Annotated in this window: 18 protein-coding genes; 15 read left to right on the top strand and 3 right to left on the bottom strand. The window is 49.8% G+C overall.

Features of this window, described 5'->3' with window-relative positions:
* From fabD to ACM5Q9_RS01130, 15 genes are all read left to right on the top strand, one after another.
* Window positions 1–933: an ACP S-malonyltransferase gene (gene fabD, locus ACM5Q9_RS01060; RefSeq protein ID WP_418142884.1), complete on the top strand. Its 933-nt coding sequence runs from the start codon at window positions 1–3 to the stop codon at window positions 931–933.
* 10 nt (window positions 934–943) lie between these two features.
* Window positions 944–1690, top strand: coding sequence for a 3-oxoacyl-ACP reductase FabG (gene fabG, locus ACM5Q9_RS01065; protein WP_418142885.1), 747 nt, complete (start codon window positions 944–946; stop codon window positions 1688–1690).
* A gap of 257 nt (window positions 1691–1947) precedes the next feature.
* Window positions 1948–2184 carry an acyl carrier protein gene (gene acpP, locus ACM5Q9_RS01070; RefSeq protein WP_200235436.1) on the top strand — a complete coding sequence of 79 codons (237 nt, stop codon included), beginning with the start codon at window positions 1948–1950 and terminating at the stop codon, window positions 2182–2184.
* Between the two features lie 198 nt (window positions 2185–2382).
* Window positions 2383–3612 (top strand): beta-ketoacyl-ACP synthase II, encoded by a 1230-nt coding sequence (gene fabF / locus ACM5Q9_RS01075; RefSeq protein WP_418142886.1) that lies wholly within the window; start codon window positions 2383–2385, stop codon window positions 3610–3612.
* 1 nt (window position 3613) lies between these two features.
* Window positions 3614–4051: a hypothetical protein gene (locus tag ACM5Q9_RS01080; protein WP_418142887.1), complete on the top strand. Its 438-nt coding sequence runs from the start codon at window positions 3614–3616 to the stop codon at window positions 4049–4051.
* Window positions 4048–4647: an RNA polymerase sigma factor RpoE gene (rpoE, locus tag ACM5Q9_RS01085; RefSeq protein WP_418142888.1), complete on the top strand. Its 600-nt coding sequence runs from the start codon at window positions 4048–4050 to the stop codon at window positions 4645–4647. Before ACM5Q9_RS01080 ends, rpoE begins: the two co-directional genes overlap by 4 nt.
* A gap of 11 nt (window positions 4648–4658) precedes the next feature.
* A complete protein-coding gene (locus ACM5Q9_RS01090) occupies window positions 4659–5171 on the top strand; it encodes a sigma-E factor negative regulatory protein (RefSeq protein ID WP_418142889.1) in 513 nt (170 codons plus the stop codon).
* A complete protein-coding gene (locus tag ACM5Q9_RS01095) occupies window positions 5171–6205 on the top strand; it encodes a MucB/RseB C-terminal domain-containing protein (RefSeq protein ID WP_418142890.1) in 1035 nt (344 codons plus the stop codon). Before ACM5Q9_RS01090 ends, ACM5Q9_RS01095 begins: the two co-directional genes overlap by 1 nt.
* 12 nt (window positions 6206–6217) lie before the next feature.
* Window positions 6218–7729 carry a DegQ family serine endoprotease gene (locus ACM5Q9_RS01100; RefSeq protein ID WP_418142891.1) on the top strand — a complete coding sequence of 504 codons (1512 nt, stop codon included), beginning with the start codon at window positions 6218–6220 and terminating at the stop codon, window positions 7727–7729.
* Between the two features lie 82 nt (window positions 7730–7811).
* The gene (gene lepA, locus ACM5Q9_RS01105) at window positions 7812–9605 is read left to right on the top strand and encodes a translation elongation factor 4 (protein ID WP_418142892.1); all 1794 of its coding nucleotides are present in this window, start codon (window positions 7812–7814) and stop codon (window positions 9603–9605) included.
* Window positions 9606–9632: 27 nt separating this feature from the next.
* Entirely contained in the window at window positions 9633–10439 is an 807-nt protein-coding gene (lepB, locus tag ACM5Q9_RS01110) for a signal peptidase I (RefSeq protein ID WP_418142893.1), read from the top strand.
* Complete coding sequence (gene rnc, locus ACM5Q9_RS01115; RefSeq protein ID WP_418142894.1) at window positions 10439–11194, top strand: ribonuclease III; 756 nt, start codon at window positions 10439–10441, stop codon at window positions 11192–11194. The genes lepB and rnc overlap by 1 nt, the downstream gene beginning before the upstream one ends.
* Window positions 11191–12084, top strand: coding sequence for a GTPase Era (era, locus tag ACM5Q9_RS01120; protein ID WP_418142895.1), 894 nt, complete (start codon window positions 11191–11193; stop codon window positions 12082–12084). The genes rnc and era overlap by 4 nt, the downstream gene beginning before the upstream one ends.
* On the top strand, window positions 12077–12667 hold the full coding sequence (gene recO, locus ACM5Q9_RS01125; protein ID WP_418142896.1) for a DNA repair protein RecO: 591 nt from the start codon (window positions 12077–12079) through the stop codon (window positions 12665–12667). The genes era and recO overlap by 8 nt, the downstream gene beginning before the upstream one ends.
* A 71-nt stretch (window positions 12668–12738) precedes the next feature.
* Window positions 12739–14427, top strand: coding sequence for a mucoidy inhibitor MuiA family protein (locus tag ACM5Q9_RS01130; RefSeq protein ID WP_418142897.1), 1689 nt, complete (start codon window positions 12739–12741; stop codon window positions 14425–14427).
* 445 nt (window positions 14428–14872) lie between these two features.
* Here the strand turns inward: ACM5Q9_RS01130 and ACM5Q9_RS01135 are convergent, their stop codons facing one another.
* The 3 genes from ACM5Q9_RS01135 to ACM5Q9_RS01145 form a co-directional block, all read right to left on the bottom strand.
* Window positions 14873–15565, bottom strand: a complete 693-nt coding sequence (locus tag ACM5Q9_RS01135) for a Bax inhibitor-1/YccA family protein (protein WP_418142898.1) — start codon at window positions 15563–15565, stop codon at window positions 14873–14875.
* A gap of 464 nt (window positions 15566–16029) precedes the next feature.
* Window positions 16030–16467 carry a DNA polymerase III subunit chi gene (locus ACM5Q9_RS01140; protein ID WP_418142899.1) on the bottom strand — a complete coding sequence of 146 codons (438 nt, stop codon included), beginning with the start codon at window positions 16465–16467 and terminating at the stop codon, window positions 16030–16032.
* A 5-nt stretch (window positions 16468–16472) separates the two neighbouring features.
* Window positions 16473–17972 (bottom strand): leucyl aminopeptidase, encoded by a 1500-nt coding sequence (locus ACM5Q9_RS01145; protein ID WP_418142900.1) that lies wholly within the window; start codon window positions 17970–17972, stop codon window positions 16473–16475.
* Between the last annotated feature and the right edge of the window lie 11 nt (window positions 17973–17983).

Below are 17983 nucleotides of genomic sequence, written 5' to 3' on the forward strand. Positions count from 1 at the left end.
ATGAAAATTGCTTTTGTATTTCCGGGCCAAGGTTCGCAAACCGTAGGCATGCTCAATAGCTGGGCCGACAATCAGGTCGTAACGCAAGTTATTGAACGGGCGAGTGCCGCGCTAGACCAGGACCTGGCTGCGCTGATTGCCGAAGGGCCGGCCGAACAACTTAATTTAACCACTAACACCCAGCCTGTCATGTTGGCGGCCAGTTATTCCATGTACCAGGCTTACGTGCAAGCCGGTGGTCCACAGGCGGCTTTAATGGCCGGCCATAGCCTTGGTGAGTACTCGGCACTGGCTGCTGCAGGCTCTTTCTCGCTTGAGGATGCCGTGCGTCTGGTCAGGGTGCGGGCCGATGCCATGCAGGCTGCCGTGCCGGTAGGTACAGGCGGGATGGCTGCCATCCTTGGACTGGATGACGATACCGTACGCAAGGTTTGTGCTGATGCGGCCCAGTCTGAAGTGGTGGAAGCGGTTAATTTCAATGCACCTGCCCAGGTTGTGATTGCCGGACACAAGGCGGCGGTAGAGCGGGCCTGTGACCTGGCCAAGCAGGCCGGTGCCAAGCGTGCCCTGCCATTGCCGGTTTCCGCTCCTTTTCATTCCAGCCTGCTTAAGCCTGCTGCTGATGTTTTGGAAAAAGCCCTCTCCGCTATTACAATTGCGATGCCTTCTGTTGATGTCATCAATAACGTTGATGTGGCTGTGGCTACAACACCTGAAGCCATTCGTGATGCGCTGGTGCGCCAGGCCTGGCATCCGGTGCGTTGGGTTGAAACCATCCGCGCCATGAAGCAGCAGGGTGTTACCCATGTTGTCGAGTGTGGTCCCGGCAAAGTGTTAAGTGGCCTGGTTAAGCGAATCGAGCCTGAAATGACCGGAATATCCATTTATGATCCTGCGTCCATGCAGGCCGCCCTGGAAACCTTGAAGGGATAAGGAAGAGAAAATGTCTGAAGTAAAAGAGTTGAGTGGTCAGGTTGCCCTTGTTACTGGTGCAACACGTGGACTGGGCAAGGCCATTGCGCTTGAGCTGGCCAAACGTGGTGCCACTGTGATTGGCACGGCAACTTCAGAAGCCGGTGCGCAAGGCATTAGTGCCGATTTAGCCGCTTTTGGCGGCAAGGGCGTTGTGCTTGATGTGACTGATGCCGCTTCCTGTGATGCTTTGCTGGCCGAGTTGGCCAAAGAAGGTGCTCCCCATATCCTGGTGAATAATGCGGGCATTACGCGTGATGGCCTGGCCATGCGCATGAAAGATGATGACTGGTCTGCCGTTATGGATACCAATCTGGGTTCGGTTTTCCGCATGTCACGGGGTGTTCTCAAGGTCATGATGAAAGCGCGTTCCGGCCGTATCATTAACGTGACTTCGGTAGTTGGTTCAAGCGGTAATCCCGGTCAGGCGAATTATGCCGCTGCCAAAGCTGGCGTGGCAGGCATGAGCAGGGCGCTGGCCCGTGAGCTTGGCAGTCGCAATATTACCGTCAACTGCGTGGCGCCCGGCTTTATCGATACTGATATGACCCGTGCATTGGGCGAGGCTCAAACCTCGGCATTGCTCGGACAAATTCCATTGGGCCGCCTTGGCCAGCCTGAAGATGTTGCCAATGCCGTTGCGTTTCTGGCCAGTCCCGCTGCTGCATATATTACCGGTACAACCTTGCATGTAAATGGCGGAATGTATATGCAATAGTGCTGTTTTTACGGCACGTTCAGGGGCAATACAAAGAATTAATTTGCCCCGTTTGTCTTTTTTTAAAGAAAAAAGATTAATTTTTAATAAAATGCACAGTTAGCAGTACACGCATTTTAACTTTTTAGATGGTATTTTGGTTTTATAAGTTTTTTAATGCTTATTTGCTAAAATAATTTTTTTTTGTCACAACAGCCTTTTGCATTTTATAAGCAGTTGGCTATAATTCGCGGGATTCATTCCCTTTGGAGAGTTAAATGGATAGCATCGAACAACGCGTCAAGAAGATTGTCGCAGAACAGCTTGGCGTTAATGAAGCTGAAATCAAAAACGAGTCTTCTTTTCTTGACGACCTAGGTGCCGATTCACTGGATATGGTTGAGCTGGTAATGGCTCTGGAAGATGAATTCGAGACAGAGATTCCTGACGAAGAAGCAGAAAAAATCACTACCGTTCAGCAAGCTGTTGATTATATCAACAAGAATAAAGCTTAATGTAGCCGTTCCAGCCATTGACCCTTTTCTGGTCAATGGCCGGTTGATGCAAAAGCGCTTGGGAAAGCGTTGTGTCGGTAGTCTGGTCAATTTTCAGGCTATATTGCATTTTGCTTTTCCCAAGCGTTTTTTTGTTTATGGCAATATGCCAAGGCAATCATTCCATTCATTTAAATACAATTAAGGTAGGAGTCTTCTGTGAAAAGACGTGTCGTAATTACTGGCTTGGGTATTGTTTCCCCGGTAGGAAATTCAATAGATACAGCCTGGGATAATATTATCAACGGACGTTCCGGAATTGGTCGTATAACCCGGTTTGACGCCTCAGGGTTCAATTCACAGATTGCCGGTGAAGTCAGGGATTTTGACCTGACCAAATACATGTCCGCCAAAGAAGGCAAGCAAATGGATACGTTCATCCATTATGGCATTGCTGCCAGTATTGACGCCTGGCGTGATTCCGGTCTTGAAATTACTGAAGAAAATGCCGAACGGATCGGTGTGATTGTCAGTTCGGGCATTGGTGGCCTTCATCGTATTGAAGAAACCCAAACCGAATATCTGGCCAAAGGTCCGCGTCGTATTTCTCCTTTCTTTGTTCCCGCTTCGCTGATTAACCTTATTTCCGGTCATCTTACTATCATGCTTGGCCTGAAAGGCCCCAGCTATGCAGTGGTTTCGGCTTGTACAACCGGCCTGCACTCCATTGGTGATGCAGCTCGCCTGATTGAATACGGTGATGCCGATGTCATGATTGCAGGTGGTGCCGAGGCAACCGTTTCTCCGTTGGGTATTGGTGGTTTTGCCGCCATGCGTGCGCTTTCGACCCGCAATGATGATCCTGAAACTGCTTCACGTCCTTGGGACGCTGATCGTGACGGTTTTGTATTGGGTGAGGGTGCTGGGGTACTGGTGCTTGAAGAATATGAGCATGCCAAAAAGCGTGGCGCTCGCATCTATGGCGAATTTACCGGCTATGGCATGAGTTCCGATGCACACCACATTACGGCTCCAGACAGCGACGGTCCCCGTCGTGGTATCCTGAATGCCTTGAAAAATGCACAAATCAACCCTGATCAGGTTAATTATGTGAATGCACACGGTACATCAACACCCTTGGGTGACCAAAACGAAACCAACGCTCTTAAACTGGCCCTGGGAGATCACGCCTATAAAACCGTGGTCAACTCCACCAAGTCCATGACCGGGCATTTGCTGGGTGCGGCGGGTGGTATCGAGGCCGTATTCACGACGCTGGCGGTTCATCATCAGATTTCCCCTCCAACCATTAATATTTTCAATCAGGATCCTGCTTGTGACCTTGATTATTGCGCCAACCAGGCCCGTGAGATGAAAATAGAATATGCACTGTCCAACTCGTTTGGTTTTGGTGGTACAAACGGTTCAATGGTCGTGAAACGGGTTTGATTTGTCATCATCCCACTTGAATCTTCATTGGTCGGTTTCACTTGAAATCCGGCCAGGCAGGTTTGAATATTATGGCAAGGCATGCATGTTATTTGTGGCGGTTGCATGCCTTGCCGGCTTTTCATTGGCACTTGCCCTTGCTGCCATTTTTCTGGCTTACGCCCAGCCTTCCCGATCCAACCCATCCCTTCTCAAGGTCAATGTATCCCAGCCATGGGAGCTTACCGGCAATGGTGTACATCAACGCCTGATCTTGCGACAATTCTGGCAGGGGCCTTTCTGGCTTACCTTGCATCTTGAAAACCCATTTAATAATCAAATGTCAGGAAAACTGATCACCATTTGGCCATTTACCGTTGGTAAGACAGACTGGCGTAAACTCAGGGTCCTTTGCCACGCCATGCGCTGGAACCGGACCCTTCAACAGGAGGCGCCATGAGTGATCGTGACGTCGATGCAGAACTCGTAGCCCGTGTGCAGAAAGGCGATAAACGGGCATTTGACTTGCTGGTGCTTAAATATCAGCGAAAAATAATGCGCCTGCTTTCGCGTATGCTGAATAACCAGGCCGAAGTCGAAGACATCGCCCAGGAAACTTTCATCAAGGCCTATCGTGCCTTGCCCCAATTCAGGGGGGAAAGCGCTTTTTATACCTGGCTTTATCGCATTGCCATCAATACGGCCCGTAACTGGCTTTCATCCAACCAGCGAAAAATGCTGGTGCCAGACACCTTTGAAACAAAAGAAGGCGAAACTTTTTCCCAGTCTGACAATCTTATAGACATTGATACACCTGAATCACGTATGGTTTCGCGGGAAATTGGCCTAACAGTCAACAAGGCAATCGAGGATTTGCCTGAAGATTTGCGTACGGCTATTGTTCTTCGTGAAATAGAAGGTTTGAGCTACGAGGAAATTGCACAAACCATGGAGTGCCCGATTGGAACCGTAAGATCCAGGATTTTCAGAGCCCGGGAAGCGATCGCTGCCCGACTCAAGCCTGTTTTGGGCCAGGATAACGATCGCCGCTGGTAAGGAGCTGATACATGAACACAACATTTTCAAAATCAAATGAATCGCAGTCACTCGATTGGGATGAGTCCATATCGGCACTTATCGATGGTGAAGATATCCGTTTTGACCTGGAAAACCTGGATAATTCTTACGGCAGGCAGGTCTGGGATACTTACCATCTTATTGGCGATGTCATGCGCAGCGATGAGCTGGCCATCAAGCCTTCCGATTTGTTTTATGCACGGGTCAGCAAGGCCATAGATGCCGAGCCAGTGCCATCCGTGCCAGCGCGCCGCATGGGTTTGCGCCAGGGGTTGTCGGGCTTGGCGGTGGCAGCGGCCGTGGCATCGGTGGTGTGGGTGGTTCAGCCATTCATGGACGAAGAACAGGTAGCACCACAAATGTCAGCGCCGGTCGTTGCATCACAAACCACACCCAGTACCGAACTGAACCGGGATTACAACGATTACATTTTTGCCCATCGCCAAATGGTGGGCGCGCGTCCCGTACATCAGGTTTCCTATGAGTACGGAGTCAATCGCTAATGTTGCATTATTCATCCAGCAAGGCTTCAAGGAAAGCAAAAACACAATGGCTGTCACTGGTTCTGCTTGGAGCCGTTTTCACCATGCCTTCCATGGCTCAAACCACAACCCCTTTGGTAGGGGATGATCTGGTGGCATTTCTCGAGCAAGTGCAGAAAGCTTCCGTCACTAACGATTACAGTGGCGTTTTTACCTATCAGCAAGGCGAGCAGATCATGTCTTCACGGGTAACGCACATTGTGGATGGTGAGGGCGTCAAAGAGCGGCTTGAGCTGCTTGATGGTGATCCCCAGGAGTATTTGCGTACCAATGATGTTGTGCAATGCCTGATGCCCGAGCAGAAGAAAATTGTTCTGACACCGGCCCGCAAGGACCGTTTCCCCGCATTCTTGCAAACCGAACCCACATATTTAAACCAGTATTACACGGCCACACTCAGCCTCAAGAAGGAAAGGGTTGCCGGTCATGAGTGCCAACAGCTGGAACTGACGCCCCGCTCTTCAGACCGCTATGGGTATCGCCTGTGTGTTGACGTAAAGACAAAGTTGTTGTTGAAGTCTCAAACGGTCGGCCTTGATAACAAAGTGGTCGAACAGGTGGCTTTTACGGGTCTTGTCATGGGTAAGGATGTCAATACCGGATTATTGGCGCCCAGCTATAAACTCAATGATTGGGTGGTTGAAAAAGAAGAACTTGTTTCAGTTGATTTCGCCAAAGAGGGCTGGAAACTGCGTGCCCCAGAGGGATACGTACCGATATTAAGTATTATTCGACCTAAAGGAACTAATCAGCGTGTCAAGCACCTAATTCTTTCGGACGGCCTTTCTTCGATTTCTGTTTTTGTGCAAAAAGTGACAGAGGCGGAAAAAACGTTGCAAGCTCATGGCGCCGTACAGGTGGGTTCCCTGAATGTTTTTCGTCAACGCGTTGACGATTACTGGGTAACCGCCATTGGTGCAGTGCCCATGAGCACGCTTGAAGAAATGGCAGTATCGGCTAAATTTATTCCACCCGTATCATCCAAATTGAATTAGGAAAGGGATTCCATGAAAAAAATATTACATAATAAGTTGAAACGTAGTGTGCTGTATACCGTAATTGGACTTAGCGCCGCTTATGCCGGGCTGTCTTACGTTGGCGGTGATGTTGCCAATGCCCAGGATGTACCCAATGCAACGACATCAATGACGATTGCCGGCTTGCCTGATTTCACCCCGATTGTCGCCCAAACAGAAAATGCGGTGGTTAACATCCGTACCCTGGAGACTGTCTCCGCCCGTTCCCGTGGTGGCTATGATCCTTATGGTGATCCATCCGAATTGTTCCGTTTTTTCTTTGGCCCCGATTTCACGCCGCCACGCGCCACGCCGCAACCTCGCCAGCGTGGTGGTGATCAACCTGAAAGAACCGTACCACGAGGCGTGGGTTCAGGTTTTATCATTTCAGATGATGGCTACATCATTACCAATAATCATGTGATTGCCGGTGCGTCAAAAATCATGGTCACGCTTAACAATGGCAAGGAATTTCCTGCCAAGGTGATCGGTTCCGATCAACGCACTGATATCGCCCTGCTCAAGATTGAAGGTGAAGATAAATTACCTACGCTTAAAATCGGTGATTCCAATACCCTGAAAAAAGGCCAGTGGGTTCTGGCTATCGGTTCGCCATTCGGGCTTGATTCTACGGTTACGTCGGGCATTATCAGTGCCATCAACCGCGATACTGGCGAATATCTGCCGTTCATCCAGACTGACGTTGCCGTCAACCCGGGTAACTCGGGTGGTCCGCTGATCAATCTGGAAGGTGAAGTGGTTGGCGTGAATTCGCAAATCATTTCCCAAAGTGGCGGTTTTATGGGTATCTCCCTGTCCATTCCTATTGATGAAGCCATGCAGGTCGTTAATCAGCTCAAGGAAAATGGCAAGGTTACGCGCGGCCGGATTGGCGTGCAAATCGGCGAGGTTGCCGATGAAGTGGCCAAGGCCTTGGGACTTGAAAACTCCTCAGGAGCACTGGTCAGTAATGTAGAGCAGGGTGGCCCCGCCGACAAGGCAGGTATCATGGCTGGTGACGTCATTATTGGTTTTGATGGTTCAGAGGTGAAGAAATGGTCGGATCTGCCACGGATAGTGGGTCAGAAAAAACCGGATACCGAATCGAATATTGAAGTATGGCGTCGTGGCAAGAAACAAACCCTGAAAATTACTGTCGGTGCAGTGCCTTCCAATCCGGCAGATGAAGTTGCTGCCAATCAGGAAGCGTCAGACAAGCTGGCTGAGGCGGACCGTCTGGGCTTGGTGGTTAGTAATCTATCCGAGGAAACCATGACCCGGTTGCGTATCAAAGGTGGTGTCCAGATTACTGAAGTTGAAGGTCCGGGGCAGGTTGCCGGCTTGCGAGCCGATGACATTATCCTGGCCGTCAATGATCAGGACATCAAGGATGTCAAACAGTTTGAAGAGACTGTGGGCAAGTTGTCCAAAGACAAAGCGGCCGCTTTATTGATCCGTCGTGAAAATTTAACCCAGTGGGTGCCTGTAACGCCGTCAAAATAAGGCTACAATACGACATACGCTAAAAGGGCGCATAGCGCCCTTTTTTTATGAGTCCCATACCAAAAATTTTATATAGCCTTATATGCAACATATACGCAATTTTTCGATTATTGCCCATATTGATCATGGAAAATCCACACTGGCCGATCGCCTGATTCAGCGCTGTGGAGGCCTGGAAGACCGGGAGATGTCCAAGCAGGTACTTGATTCAATGGATATCGAACGAGAACGGGGTATTACCATTAAGGCACAAACGGCATCTTTGCAATATAAGGCCAACGACGGCAAGATTTATAACCTTAACCTGATTGATACCCCCGGGCACGTTGACTTTTCTTATGAGGTCAGCCGGTCCCTTTCCGCCTGTGAAGGCGCTTTGCTAGTCGTGGATGCCAGCCAGGGAGTAGAGGCACAAACGGTGGCTAACTGTTACACCGCGATTGAATTGGGGGTAGAGGTATTACCGGTCCTGAATAAAATGGACCTTCCTTCCGCAGAGCCTGAAGCTGCCCGCGAGGAAATCGAGGATGTAATCGGGATTGATGCCAGTGATGCGGTAAAAGCCAGTGCCAAAACCGGCATGGGTATTGATGAAATCCTCGAGCAGATTGTTAACAAGATTCCACCGCCGGTCGGCGACCCTGAAAAACCTTTGCAGGCACTGATTATCGACTCCTGGTTTGATAACTATGTAGGCGTGGTCATGTTGGTGCGTATCGTGAATGGCGTACTCAAGCTCAAGGATAAAATCACTTTCATGGCAACCGGTGCATCTCATTTGTGTGAGCAACTGGGTGTGTTTACGCCCAAATCACTTGCGCGTACGCAATTGTCTGCCGGTGAAGTGGGTTTTATCATTACCGGCATTAAAGAGCTTGAACATGCCAAGGTGGGTGATACCATTACGCTGGCAAACAAGCCTGCCGAGTCGCCCTTGCCCGGATTCAAGGAAGTCAAGCCACAGGTCTTTGCAGGCCTGTATCCCGTTGAAAGCAGTGAATATGACCAGTTGCGCGATTCACTTGAAAAGCTCAAGCTGAACGATGCGGCCCTGATGTTTGAGCCTGAAGTTTCGCAGGCATTGGGCTTTGGTTTCCGTTGCGGTTTCCTTGGGCTGTTGCATATGGAAATCGTCCAGGAACGCCTGGAACGCGAGTTTGACATGGACATCATCACCACCGCACCTTCGGTGGTTTATGAAGTTGAAAAAAATGATGGCGAAGTCATTATGATCGAAAGTCCTTCGCGTATGCCTGACGTTGGCCAGATTAACGACATCCGTGAGCCAATCGTTACCGTAACCCTGTTCATGCCACAAGAGTATGTGGGAGCCGTGATCACCTTGTGTACCGCCAAGCGGGGTATTCAAATGAACATGAGTTACCATGGCCGGCAGGTTCATCTGGTTTATGAAATTCCGCTGGCGGAAATTGTCCTTGATTTCTTCGACCGACTGAAATCGGTGTCGCGCGGTTATGCTTCCATGGATTATGAATTCCTTGAATATCGTTCTGCTGATGTGGTCAGGGTCGACCTGCTCATTAACGGAGACCGGGTGGATGCCCTGTCGATGATTGTTCACCGTGCCAACGCACGCTACCGGGGCCGTGAAGTGGTTTCCAAAATGCGTGGCCTGATTCCGCGACAAATGTATGATGTGGCCATTCAGGCCGCCATCGGTTCTGAAGTCATTGCCCGTGAAAACGTGAAGGCGCTGCGCAAGAACGTGTTGGCCAAATGTTATGGCGGTGATATCAGCCGCAAGAAAAAACTGCTTGAAAAACAAAAAGCGGGTAAAAAACGCATGAAGCAGGTTGGCAGTGTGGAAATTCCACAGGAGGCCTTCCTGGCCATCCTTCAGGTTGATGATAAATAAACAACTGGAAAAACAAGAGATTACAGAATGAATTTTGCTTTGATTTTATTTGTATTGCTGCTGGTGACTGCAGTGATCAAGCTGATAGACAAGGTAGTACTGAAACCGCGCCGTACGGAAAAGTATGGTGAAGAGCAGGAAGCATACAGACCTTGGTGGGTAGAGTACTCCATCAGTTTCTTTCCGGTTATCCTGTTTGTATTTGTTTTACGCTCATTCGTGGTAGAGCCGTTCCGGATTCCTTCTGGTTCCATGCTGCCTACCTTGCAGGATGGTGACATGATTCTGGTGAATAAATTCAATTATGGCATTCGCTTGCCCATTGTAGACCAGAAAATTATCCCGCTTGGCAACCCTGAAAAAGGCGATGTAGTGGTGTTCCGTTATCCCGTCAATACCGATATTGATTACATCAAGCGGATTGTTGGCGTGCCGGGCGATACGGTCGCGTATGTTGGCAAACGCCTGTTCATTAATGGAACGCCGGTTGAAACCACAGCGCTTGGCCCATATGTGAATCCTTCGCAGCAGGCCGGTAATCCACTCAAGCTGCAGGAAAAAATCGGTGATGCCTCTTATGAAACCCTGAATATGCCGGGTGCCGGTGCCTATCTTTCAGGTCGCCAGTTCCCATTCTCGCAAAATTGTGAATATGCCGGCACCGATTTCAAATGTACCGTACCGGAAGGCCATTATTTTGTCATGGGTGATAACCGGGACAATAGTGAGGACAGTCGTTATTGGGGTTTCGTGCCTGATAACTATCTGGTTGGCAAGGCATTCTTTGTCTGGATGAATTTTGGGGACCTGGGCCGCATTGGCTCAATCAAATAATGAATTTAACGCAATTGGAAACCCGACTGGGTTATAAGTTTAAAGACCAGCGTTTATTGATACAGGCTTTAACGCATCGTAGTCATAGCGCCATTCATAACGAGCGCTTTGAGTTTTTGGGTGATTCAATCCTGAATTTTGCGGTTGCGGCCATCCTGTTTCATAAATTGCCAAATGTCGATGAAGGTGATCTGTCCCGCATCCGTGCCAGTCTTGTGAAACAGGGAACGCTCGCTGATATTGCCACCAAGCTTGATTTACCTAATTTTCTCAGGCTGGGTGAGGGCGAGCTTAAAAGTGGCGGCTTTCGTCGGCCATCCATTCTTGCTGATGCGGTAGAGGCCATCTTTTGCGCCGTCTACCTGGATTCCAGCAGTGACCAGGCCCATCAGGTCATCGAAGGCTTGTATCGTCCCATTCTGGAAACGGTAGATTTCAATACCTTGGGCAAAGATGCCAAAACGCTGTTGCAAGAAGTGCTGCAAGGGCGCAAGTATGCCTTGCCGACCTATAATGTGATCGCCACTTTGGGGGCCGCCCATGACCAGCAATTCGAGGTTGAGTGCCTGATTGCCGAACTGGATGTCCGGGCGCAAGCCAGTGGCAGCAGTCGCCGTGCGGCTGAACAGGCTGCGGCAGCATTGGTGCTGGCCGAACTTGAACAAATATTGCCCAAGAAAAAGGGCACCGCCAAACAAGTGCGCAAGGTGGCACAGCTCAGCTTGCCCGTTGCCGTGGAACAGGATAGAAAATGACCCAGGAAACTCCCTTCAAAACCGGATTTATCGCGGTAGTGGGGCGCCCCAATGTGGGCAAATCCACGCTTACCAATGCGCTGATCGGCAGTAAAATTTCCATCGTTTCGCGCAAGGCGCAAACCACTCGCCACCGTATTCATGGTGTGCTTACCCGGGATCGTGAGCAGTTTGTGTTTGTCGACACCCCCGGTTTCCAGACCCGTCATGGCGGTGCCATGAACCGCATGATGAACCGTGTTGTCACCCAGGCACTGGCTGATGTTGACGTGGTGCTGCATGTTGTTGAGGCGGGTAAGTGGTCGGTGGGTGATGACAATATCGTACCGTTGCTGCCTTCGGCTAAAAAGTGCATTCTGGTGATCAGCAAGGTTGATACGCTAAAGAATAAAAATGAAATGTTTGATTTTGTTGGCAAAATCATGAGCAAGTTCAATTATGATGCGGTGGTTCCCCTTAGTGCTGTCAAGAAAATCCAGCTGGATACCCTGTTGGACGAAATTTCTCGCCGCTTGCCTGAAGGCGAGCCCATGTTCGAGGAAGATGCCCTAACCGATCGTTCCATCCGTTTTATTGCGGCAGAACTGATTCGTGAAAAAATCTTTCGCCTGGTGGGTGACGAATTACCCTATGCTTGCACAGTGGTCATTGAAAAGTGGGATGAGGATGAAAAGGGGGTTCATATTGCTGCCTGTGTGGTAGTAGAGCGTGAAGGCCACAAACCCATTTTGCTGGGCGCCAAAGGCATGCACATGAAGCGCATCGCCAGCGAAGCCCGTCAGGATATCCGGGATCTACTCGAAAAACCGGTATTTCTTGAAATATATATCAAAGTGCGTAAAGGCTGGTCCGACAAGGAAAGCGCACTTCGCGACCTGGGATATGAGTAAACGCCAGTCCCGGGTACAAGAGGCGCATGCATTTTTAATGCATGCGACCAACTGGAGCGAAACTTCAATTATTGCCCAGGTGTTTTCCCGTGATTATGGCATTGTCACGGTTGTAGCCAAAGGGGCGAAGCGGCCTTACTCGGTGCTGCGCCCGATTTTGTCGGCTTTCCAGCCTTTGTTGTTGTCCTGGTCAGGCCAGGGCGAAATTAAAACCCTTACCCGAGCTGAAACCGCCGGCTTGCTGCCACTCGGGGGGCGCTCACTCATGTCAGGCTGGTACATGAATGAGTTATTGCTTAAATTGCTGCCCAAGGAAGATCCGCACCAGGCCCTGTTTGATGCCTATGCCGATGCGCTGGCGCAACTGGCCGGCGGTTCGTCTGCGACTGGTGCCTTGCGACGTTTTGAATGGACCTTGCTGAATGAAACCGGCTATGGCATAGAAGGTGAAGAGCCCGACTTCAATGACCGCAGCGCAGAGCCGGCCCTGCGTCTTGCCTTGCGGCAAAGAATCAATGAACATCTTGAAAACCGCTCCTTGTCTACCCGTAAGGTATTGCTTTCCTTGCAGCATTTTGCATGATGTGATTGAATAAGCGAAATCCTGTCCAATGTTGGCCAGAAAGGGATTACCTTACGCTAAGGAGTCAGTTCATGTTGATGAAGTTATCGGTGCCACCATTTGGTGTGTCTGTCCTTAAATCTGGCAATCCGCTTGCCATGGCCCTGATCGCGGCCGGTTTATTATTTCCCGGGCTGGTTTGTGCCGAAGTCATTCCCGTTTCTTCCAGTATCGGGCAAGTAACCGTATTTTCAGATCGAGCGTTGGTTAAAAGAGACGGGCAGCAGCAAGTCTCGGCAGGTGAACACGAGTTGGTGTTCAAGGACCTGCCTTATTGGCTAGACCCGCGCTCTATCCAGCTCAATGCCAAAGGCAGGCAATCGGTCCGTATTCTTGATATCAGTTCCAGAGATGATTTTCAGGCCAATAGCCAGCAGGAGCGAATTGCCGAATTGGACGGGCAAATAAAGCAGATCGAAAGCCAGCTTGCCCAACTGCAAGACCAGGGCAAAATATTGCAGAATAAAAGCAATTTTCTGGAAGCCTACCAGAAAGGCAGCGTACAACAGGGTAAAGATGTACCACGGTTAAGCACCACGGAATTGCTGGAAATCATGGATTTTAGCAAGACCGTTTTGGCTGACACATACAGTGCCCAGCGCGAACTGGACAGTAAAATCACGCAATTGCGGGCTGAATTGGCTGCCTTGCAGGAAAAGCGGGGGCAAATTCCTCAGGATGATACGGTCAGGAGCAAAACCGTGGTGGTTCAGCTTGATGCACCGGCTGCCGATAAACTGGACCTGAGCCTGTCTTATGTGGTGCCGGGAGCAAGCTGGTGGCCTAATTACGATGCCAGCTATGACGTTGCCAGCAATATGCTCAAGCTGTCTTATTATGCACAAATTTCCCAGCAAACCGGTGAAGACTGGAATAATGTCAAACTTGTGCTGTCTACCGCGCAACCCATGATTGGTGCGGTTCTACCTGAGCTGAAACCTTGGATTGTCGATCTCCGGATACCGCGCCCCGAGATGCCGGCACCGGTAGCCATGGCCCCCCTCAAGGCCATGCAAGACAGGCAAGAGCGTGCCTTTGAGCCATTAACCGGTGCGACCGCTCGGGTCGATGCCTCATTTAATACCGCTACGGTAGAAAAGGGCTTGAGCAATACGGTTTTCAATATAGAGAAACCGGCAACGGTTCCCACCGGACCTGAAGATAAAAAAGTAGCCATTTCAGTTAGCGAGTTCAAGGCAGATCAAACCTACCAGTTGGTGCCAGCCTTGCAGGAAGCCGTATTTTTAACCGTCAAGGCGGTTAACGGTAATGATTATCCCCTGTTGCAAGGCAACCTGAATGCATTTTTGGATGGCCAGTTGATTGCCAGCAGCGATATCAAGACGGTTTTTCCCGGAGAGCCGATTGAATTGGCCATGGGGACAGATGAGTCCATTTCGGTCAAACGCGAGCCATTGAAGCGCTTTACTGAAAGCACCGGCCTCACAGGTAGTGGCAAACGGATCAGCTATGAATATCAAACGGTTATCCAGAATAACCGGGATCAGACCGTAGAGCTGGTTTTGCATGACCACTTTCCGCTTTCCCGCAACGAGAAAATTGACATCAGGCGCATCAGTCCTTCTGATAAGGAAATCAAGCTTAAGGATGATGGCCGCTATGAGCAGGTCATTAAGCTTGCGCCAAAGGAAAAGAAAACCGTGATACAGAAGTTTTCGGTTGCTTATCCCAATGAAGTAGATGTTATTGGTTTGCCTTAGTTGAAAGTACAAGGCCTTAACTTAGTTGAAAGTACTAGGCTTTACCTTAGTTGAAAGTATCAGGCTACGGTTAGGAGCGCGGAAAGAACAATCCGCCTTGCTCCGACGCCCCTGCGGGCCGAAGTCGCTGCGCCGGACTGTTCTTTCCGCGCTATGACATAATCAAGGAAATAAAGATCCAGACTGTACTCGTTCCCAACGCTCCTGTTTGGGAACGAGTAGGAAAAAGTTTAATAGGTGCTAATTTTTTATGGTCACTTCAGAGCATGGGAATGAGTATTGGATATTTGCAGAAAACACTTCAGGTTGACCCAACGTTGAATACGGGAGCAAAATTGGCTAAGTAATAATGAAAAAATAATAATGAAAAAAGCGGCGTCAGATAAACTGAACACCGCTTTTTTTATGCCCTTGAGGTAAAACAGGCTAGGGGCACTTGAATCGATTAATCCGAGTTGCCACCGGTAATGCCCAAGATAGACAACAGGCTGACAAATACGTTGTAGATGTCCAGGTAAATGGCCATGGTGGCTGAAATGTAGTTGGTTTCGCCACCATTGACTATGCGCTGGATATCAACCAGCATGAAGGCCGAGAAAATAACCATGGCCAGTACGGAAATGGTCAGCATCATGGCCGGAATTTGCAGGAAAATATTGGCAATGGCTGCTAGCATAAGCACGACGGCACCAATAAACAAGGTTTTTTGCATGCCGGTAAAATCACGCTTGCTGGTGGTGGCTACAGTGGCCATGGCAGCAAAAATGGCAGCGGTGCCACCAAAGGCCATCATGATCAGCTGGGCGCCATTGTTCATGCTAAGTACAAAACCCAGCATGCGTGACAGCATGATGCCCATAAAGAAAGTAAAAGCCATCAGCCAGACAATGCCGGCGCTGCTGTTTTTATTGCGTTCAACGGCAAACATCAATCCAAAGGCACCAGCCAGGAACACAATGGTTGAAATGCCTGGGGAAAGCATGGTGTTCAGGTTGAGCTGCAACGCTAGTGCCGCACCCAGGATGGTGGGAATAAGGGAAGCGGCCAGCAACCAATAGGTGTTTCTTAGCACCCGGTTCTTGACAGCGGGCGTGGATGCATAGTTGCCACGCGGAAAGGACTGATTTAAATCACTCATGAAGTCTCCATTAGTACGGATGGTTAAATCAACATTATTCTTTAAAAAAGACAGCTAAAAATGCTGACAGTTCCCTGAATTCTAACTGAATTTAAGATTAATGTTGCCGCTATTTTGCAGTAATTGGCAATAATTGTTGTTGCATCTGGATTAAAAACGGTTTCAGCCGGTTTTCATGCTTGTAGCTATGATTGGCAAGGTTTTTGCATGCTCCCAAGCGCTGAACTTACTTGTTCCCATGCTCCAGCGTCACTGCCGTTAAGTTAAGGAAAATCTATTTGAAAAAATGTTACAACTCATTCTCAGGCTCCGCGTGGGAACAAGTACGAGTAACGATTAATCCGTAAATTTTGAAAATACACCCGCTTTTTGGCGTAGTTCAATTTTTTTTAGAATCTCAATAAAGAATGTCATCAAGCCTGGTGCATAAGCAGGAAAGGCAGCTCAGTAAAATTAATGCATCTTCAGGAAGAGATAGAGTGCGCCTTGACTTTGTTGGCAGGATTGGCAGAGTAGTGTTTCCAGCGCTCCCGGGCTAGTTGCTTGTCCTGTTCGTGTTCGGAAACGATTTCCAGTACGCGGGGAAACTGTTCATAATCAGGCGGGCAGGCCAGGTCAAGATTAAGCAGCCAGGGGGGTTCCTGGCCAGGCAGCAGAGCATTGGCCGGGTTGTCGGCTGTGGTCCGGATCAATACCGAACCTGCGCTTGGATCTTTGGCATCAACGTGGGGTACAAAAGCGGTTTTTTCTATACCCCACAGCCCTTTGCTAAATGCCTGCATGCGCTTGGCATCGGTACAGTAAACCAGCATCTGCCGGCCTGCTAGAAAATGCTTGTAGGCAACTTCGCAGGCCTTGCGGATACGGTTTTCTGCACCAAAGGCAAAGTCGATGGTTGACATCAGGATCAGTGCTGTTGTGCCAGCAGGAATTCAGTCAGCAAGGGAACGGGGCGGCCACTGGCGCCTTTTTCCTTGCCTTGTTTCCAGGCTGTGCCGGCAATATCCAGATGCGCCCAGCGATAGGCTTTGGTAAAGCGTGACAGGAAGCAGGCGGCGGTCACGGAACCGGCCGGCATGCCACCGATATTGGCCATATCGGCAAAATTGCTTTTCAGTTGTTCCTGATAAGCCTCATCCATGGGCAGGCGCCATGCCGGGTCTTGTGCCTGTTTGCTGGCGGCCAGCAATTGTTCGGCAAGGGTATCATCGCTGGCAAACAGCCCGCTGTTGACATGGCCCAGGGCCACCACGCAGGCACCGGTCAGCGTGGCAATGTCAATCACCGCTGAGGGGTTGAAGCGTTCGGCATAGGTCAGGGCATCGCACAGGATCAGGCGGCCTTCGGCATCGGTGTTAAGCACTTCAATGGTTTGGCCTGACATGCTGGTAATCACATCACCGGGTTTGGTGGCTTTGCCATTGGGCATGTTTTCGGTGGCAGGAATAATGCCGATCACGTCACGGGTAAGGCCGATTTCGGCAATTGCCCTGAACACGCCAAAAACGCTTGCGGCACCGCACATGTCGAATTTCATTTCATCCATGCCCATGCCAGGTTTCAGGGAAATACCACCGGTATCAAAAGTAACGCCTTTGCCGACCAGAACGATAGGTCCTTCTTCTTTCTTGGTGTTGTTTTCGGCGGTGTATTTAAGAACGATAAAGCGTGGTGGTTGGTCGGAGCCGGCAGCGACAGAAAGGAAAGAGCCCATTTTAAGTGCTTCGATCTGTTTCTTTTCAAGGACTTCAGCTTTAATGGATTTGAATTCCTTAGCCAGCATTTTGGCCTGTTCACCCAGGTATGTGGGGGTGCAGATATTGGCAGGCAGGTTACCCAACTGGCGGGTGGCAATCATTCCGTTGGCAATGGCAGCACCTTCTGCTGCACCGGCTTTGGCCGATTTATCGTCTTTGCGTTCGGTAATGAAAGTGATTTTTTTCAGTGAATGCTGGGTGGGGCGGTTTGCCAGGCTAAAGGTGCCGTCATATTGGTAGAGCGCATTGCCAATGGCGCGAGCAGCCAGACGGGCACGCATCTGAATGTCCAGATCCTTGCAGGGTTCTTCGAGCAGGGCGCTGGTGGCGTCGGTTAATGAGGCTTCTGTGCAGTAGCCGGCAATGCTTGCGTGTGCCTTGAGCAGGGCATTCGCGTTATAATCTTCTTTTTTACCCAAGCCCACCAAAATAACACGTTCAGCCTTGACGCCCTCCAGGTTACGCAAAACCAATATACTGCCAACCGCAGCCTTGAACTCTTTTTTGAGCACAGCGTTAATGCTTTCATGGCTGGCACGGTTGATAATGTCAGCGGCTTCGCTTAACAGGCCATCGGTGTAGACGCCAACGAACAGGGCAGAAGCCTTGAGTTGTTGCAATGAGCGGGTTGATTGTGTGTTAAATTCCATTTTATATTTAC

The sequence above is a fragment of the Advenella sp. RU8 genome, from assembly GCF_048381675.1.
Lineage (GTDB): Bacteria > Pseudomonadota > Gammaproteobacteria > Burkholderiales > Burkholderiaceae_B > Advenella.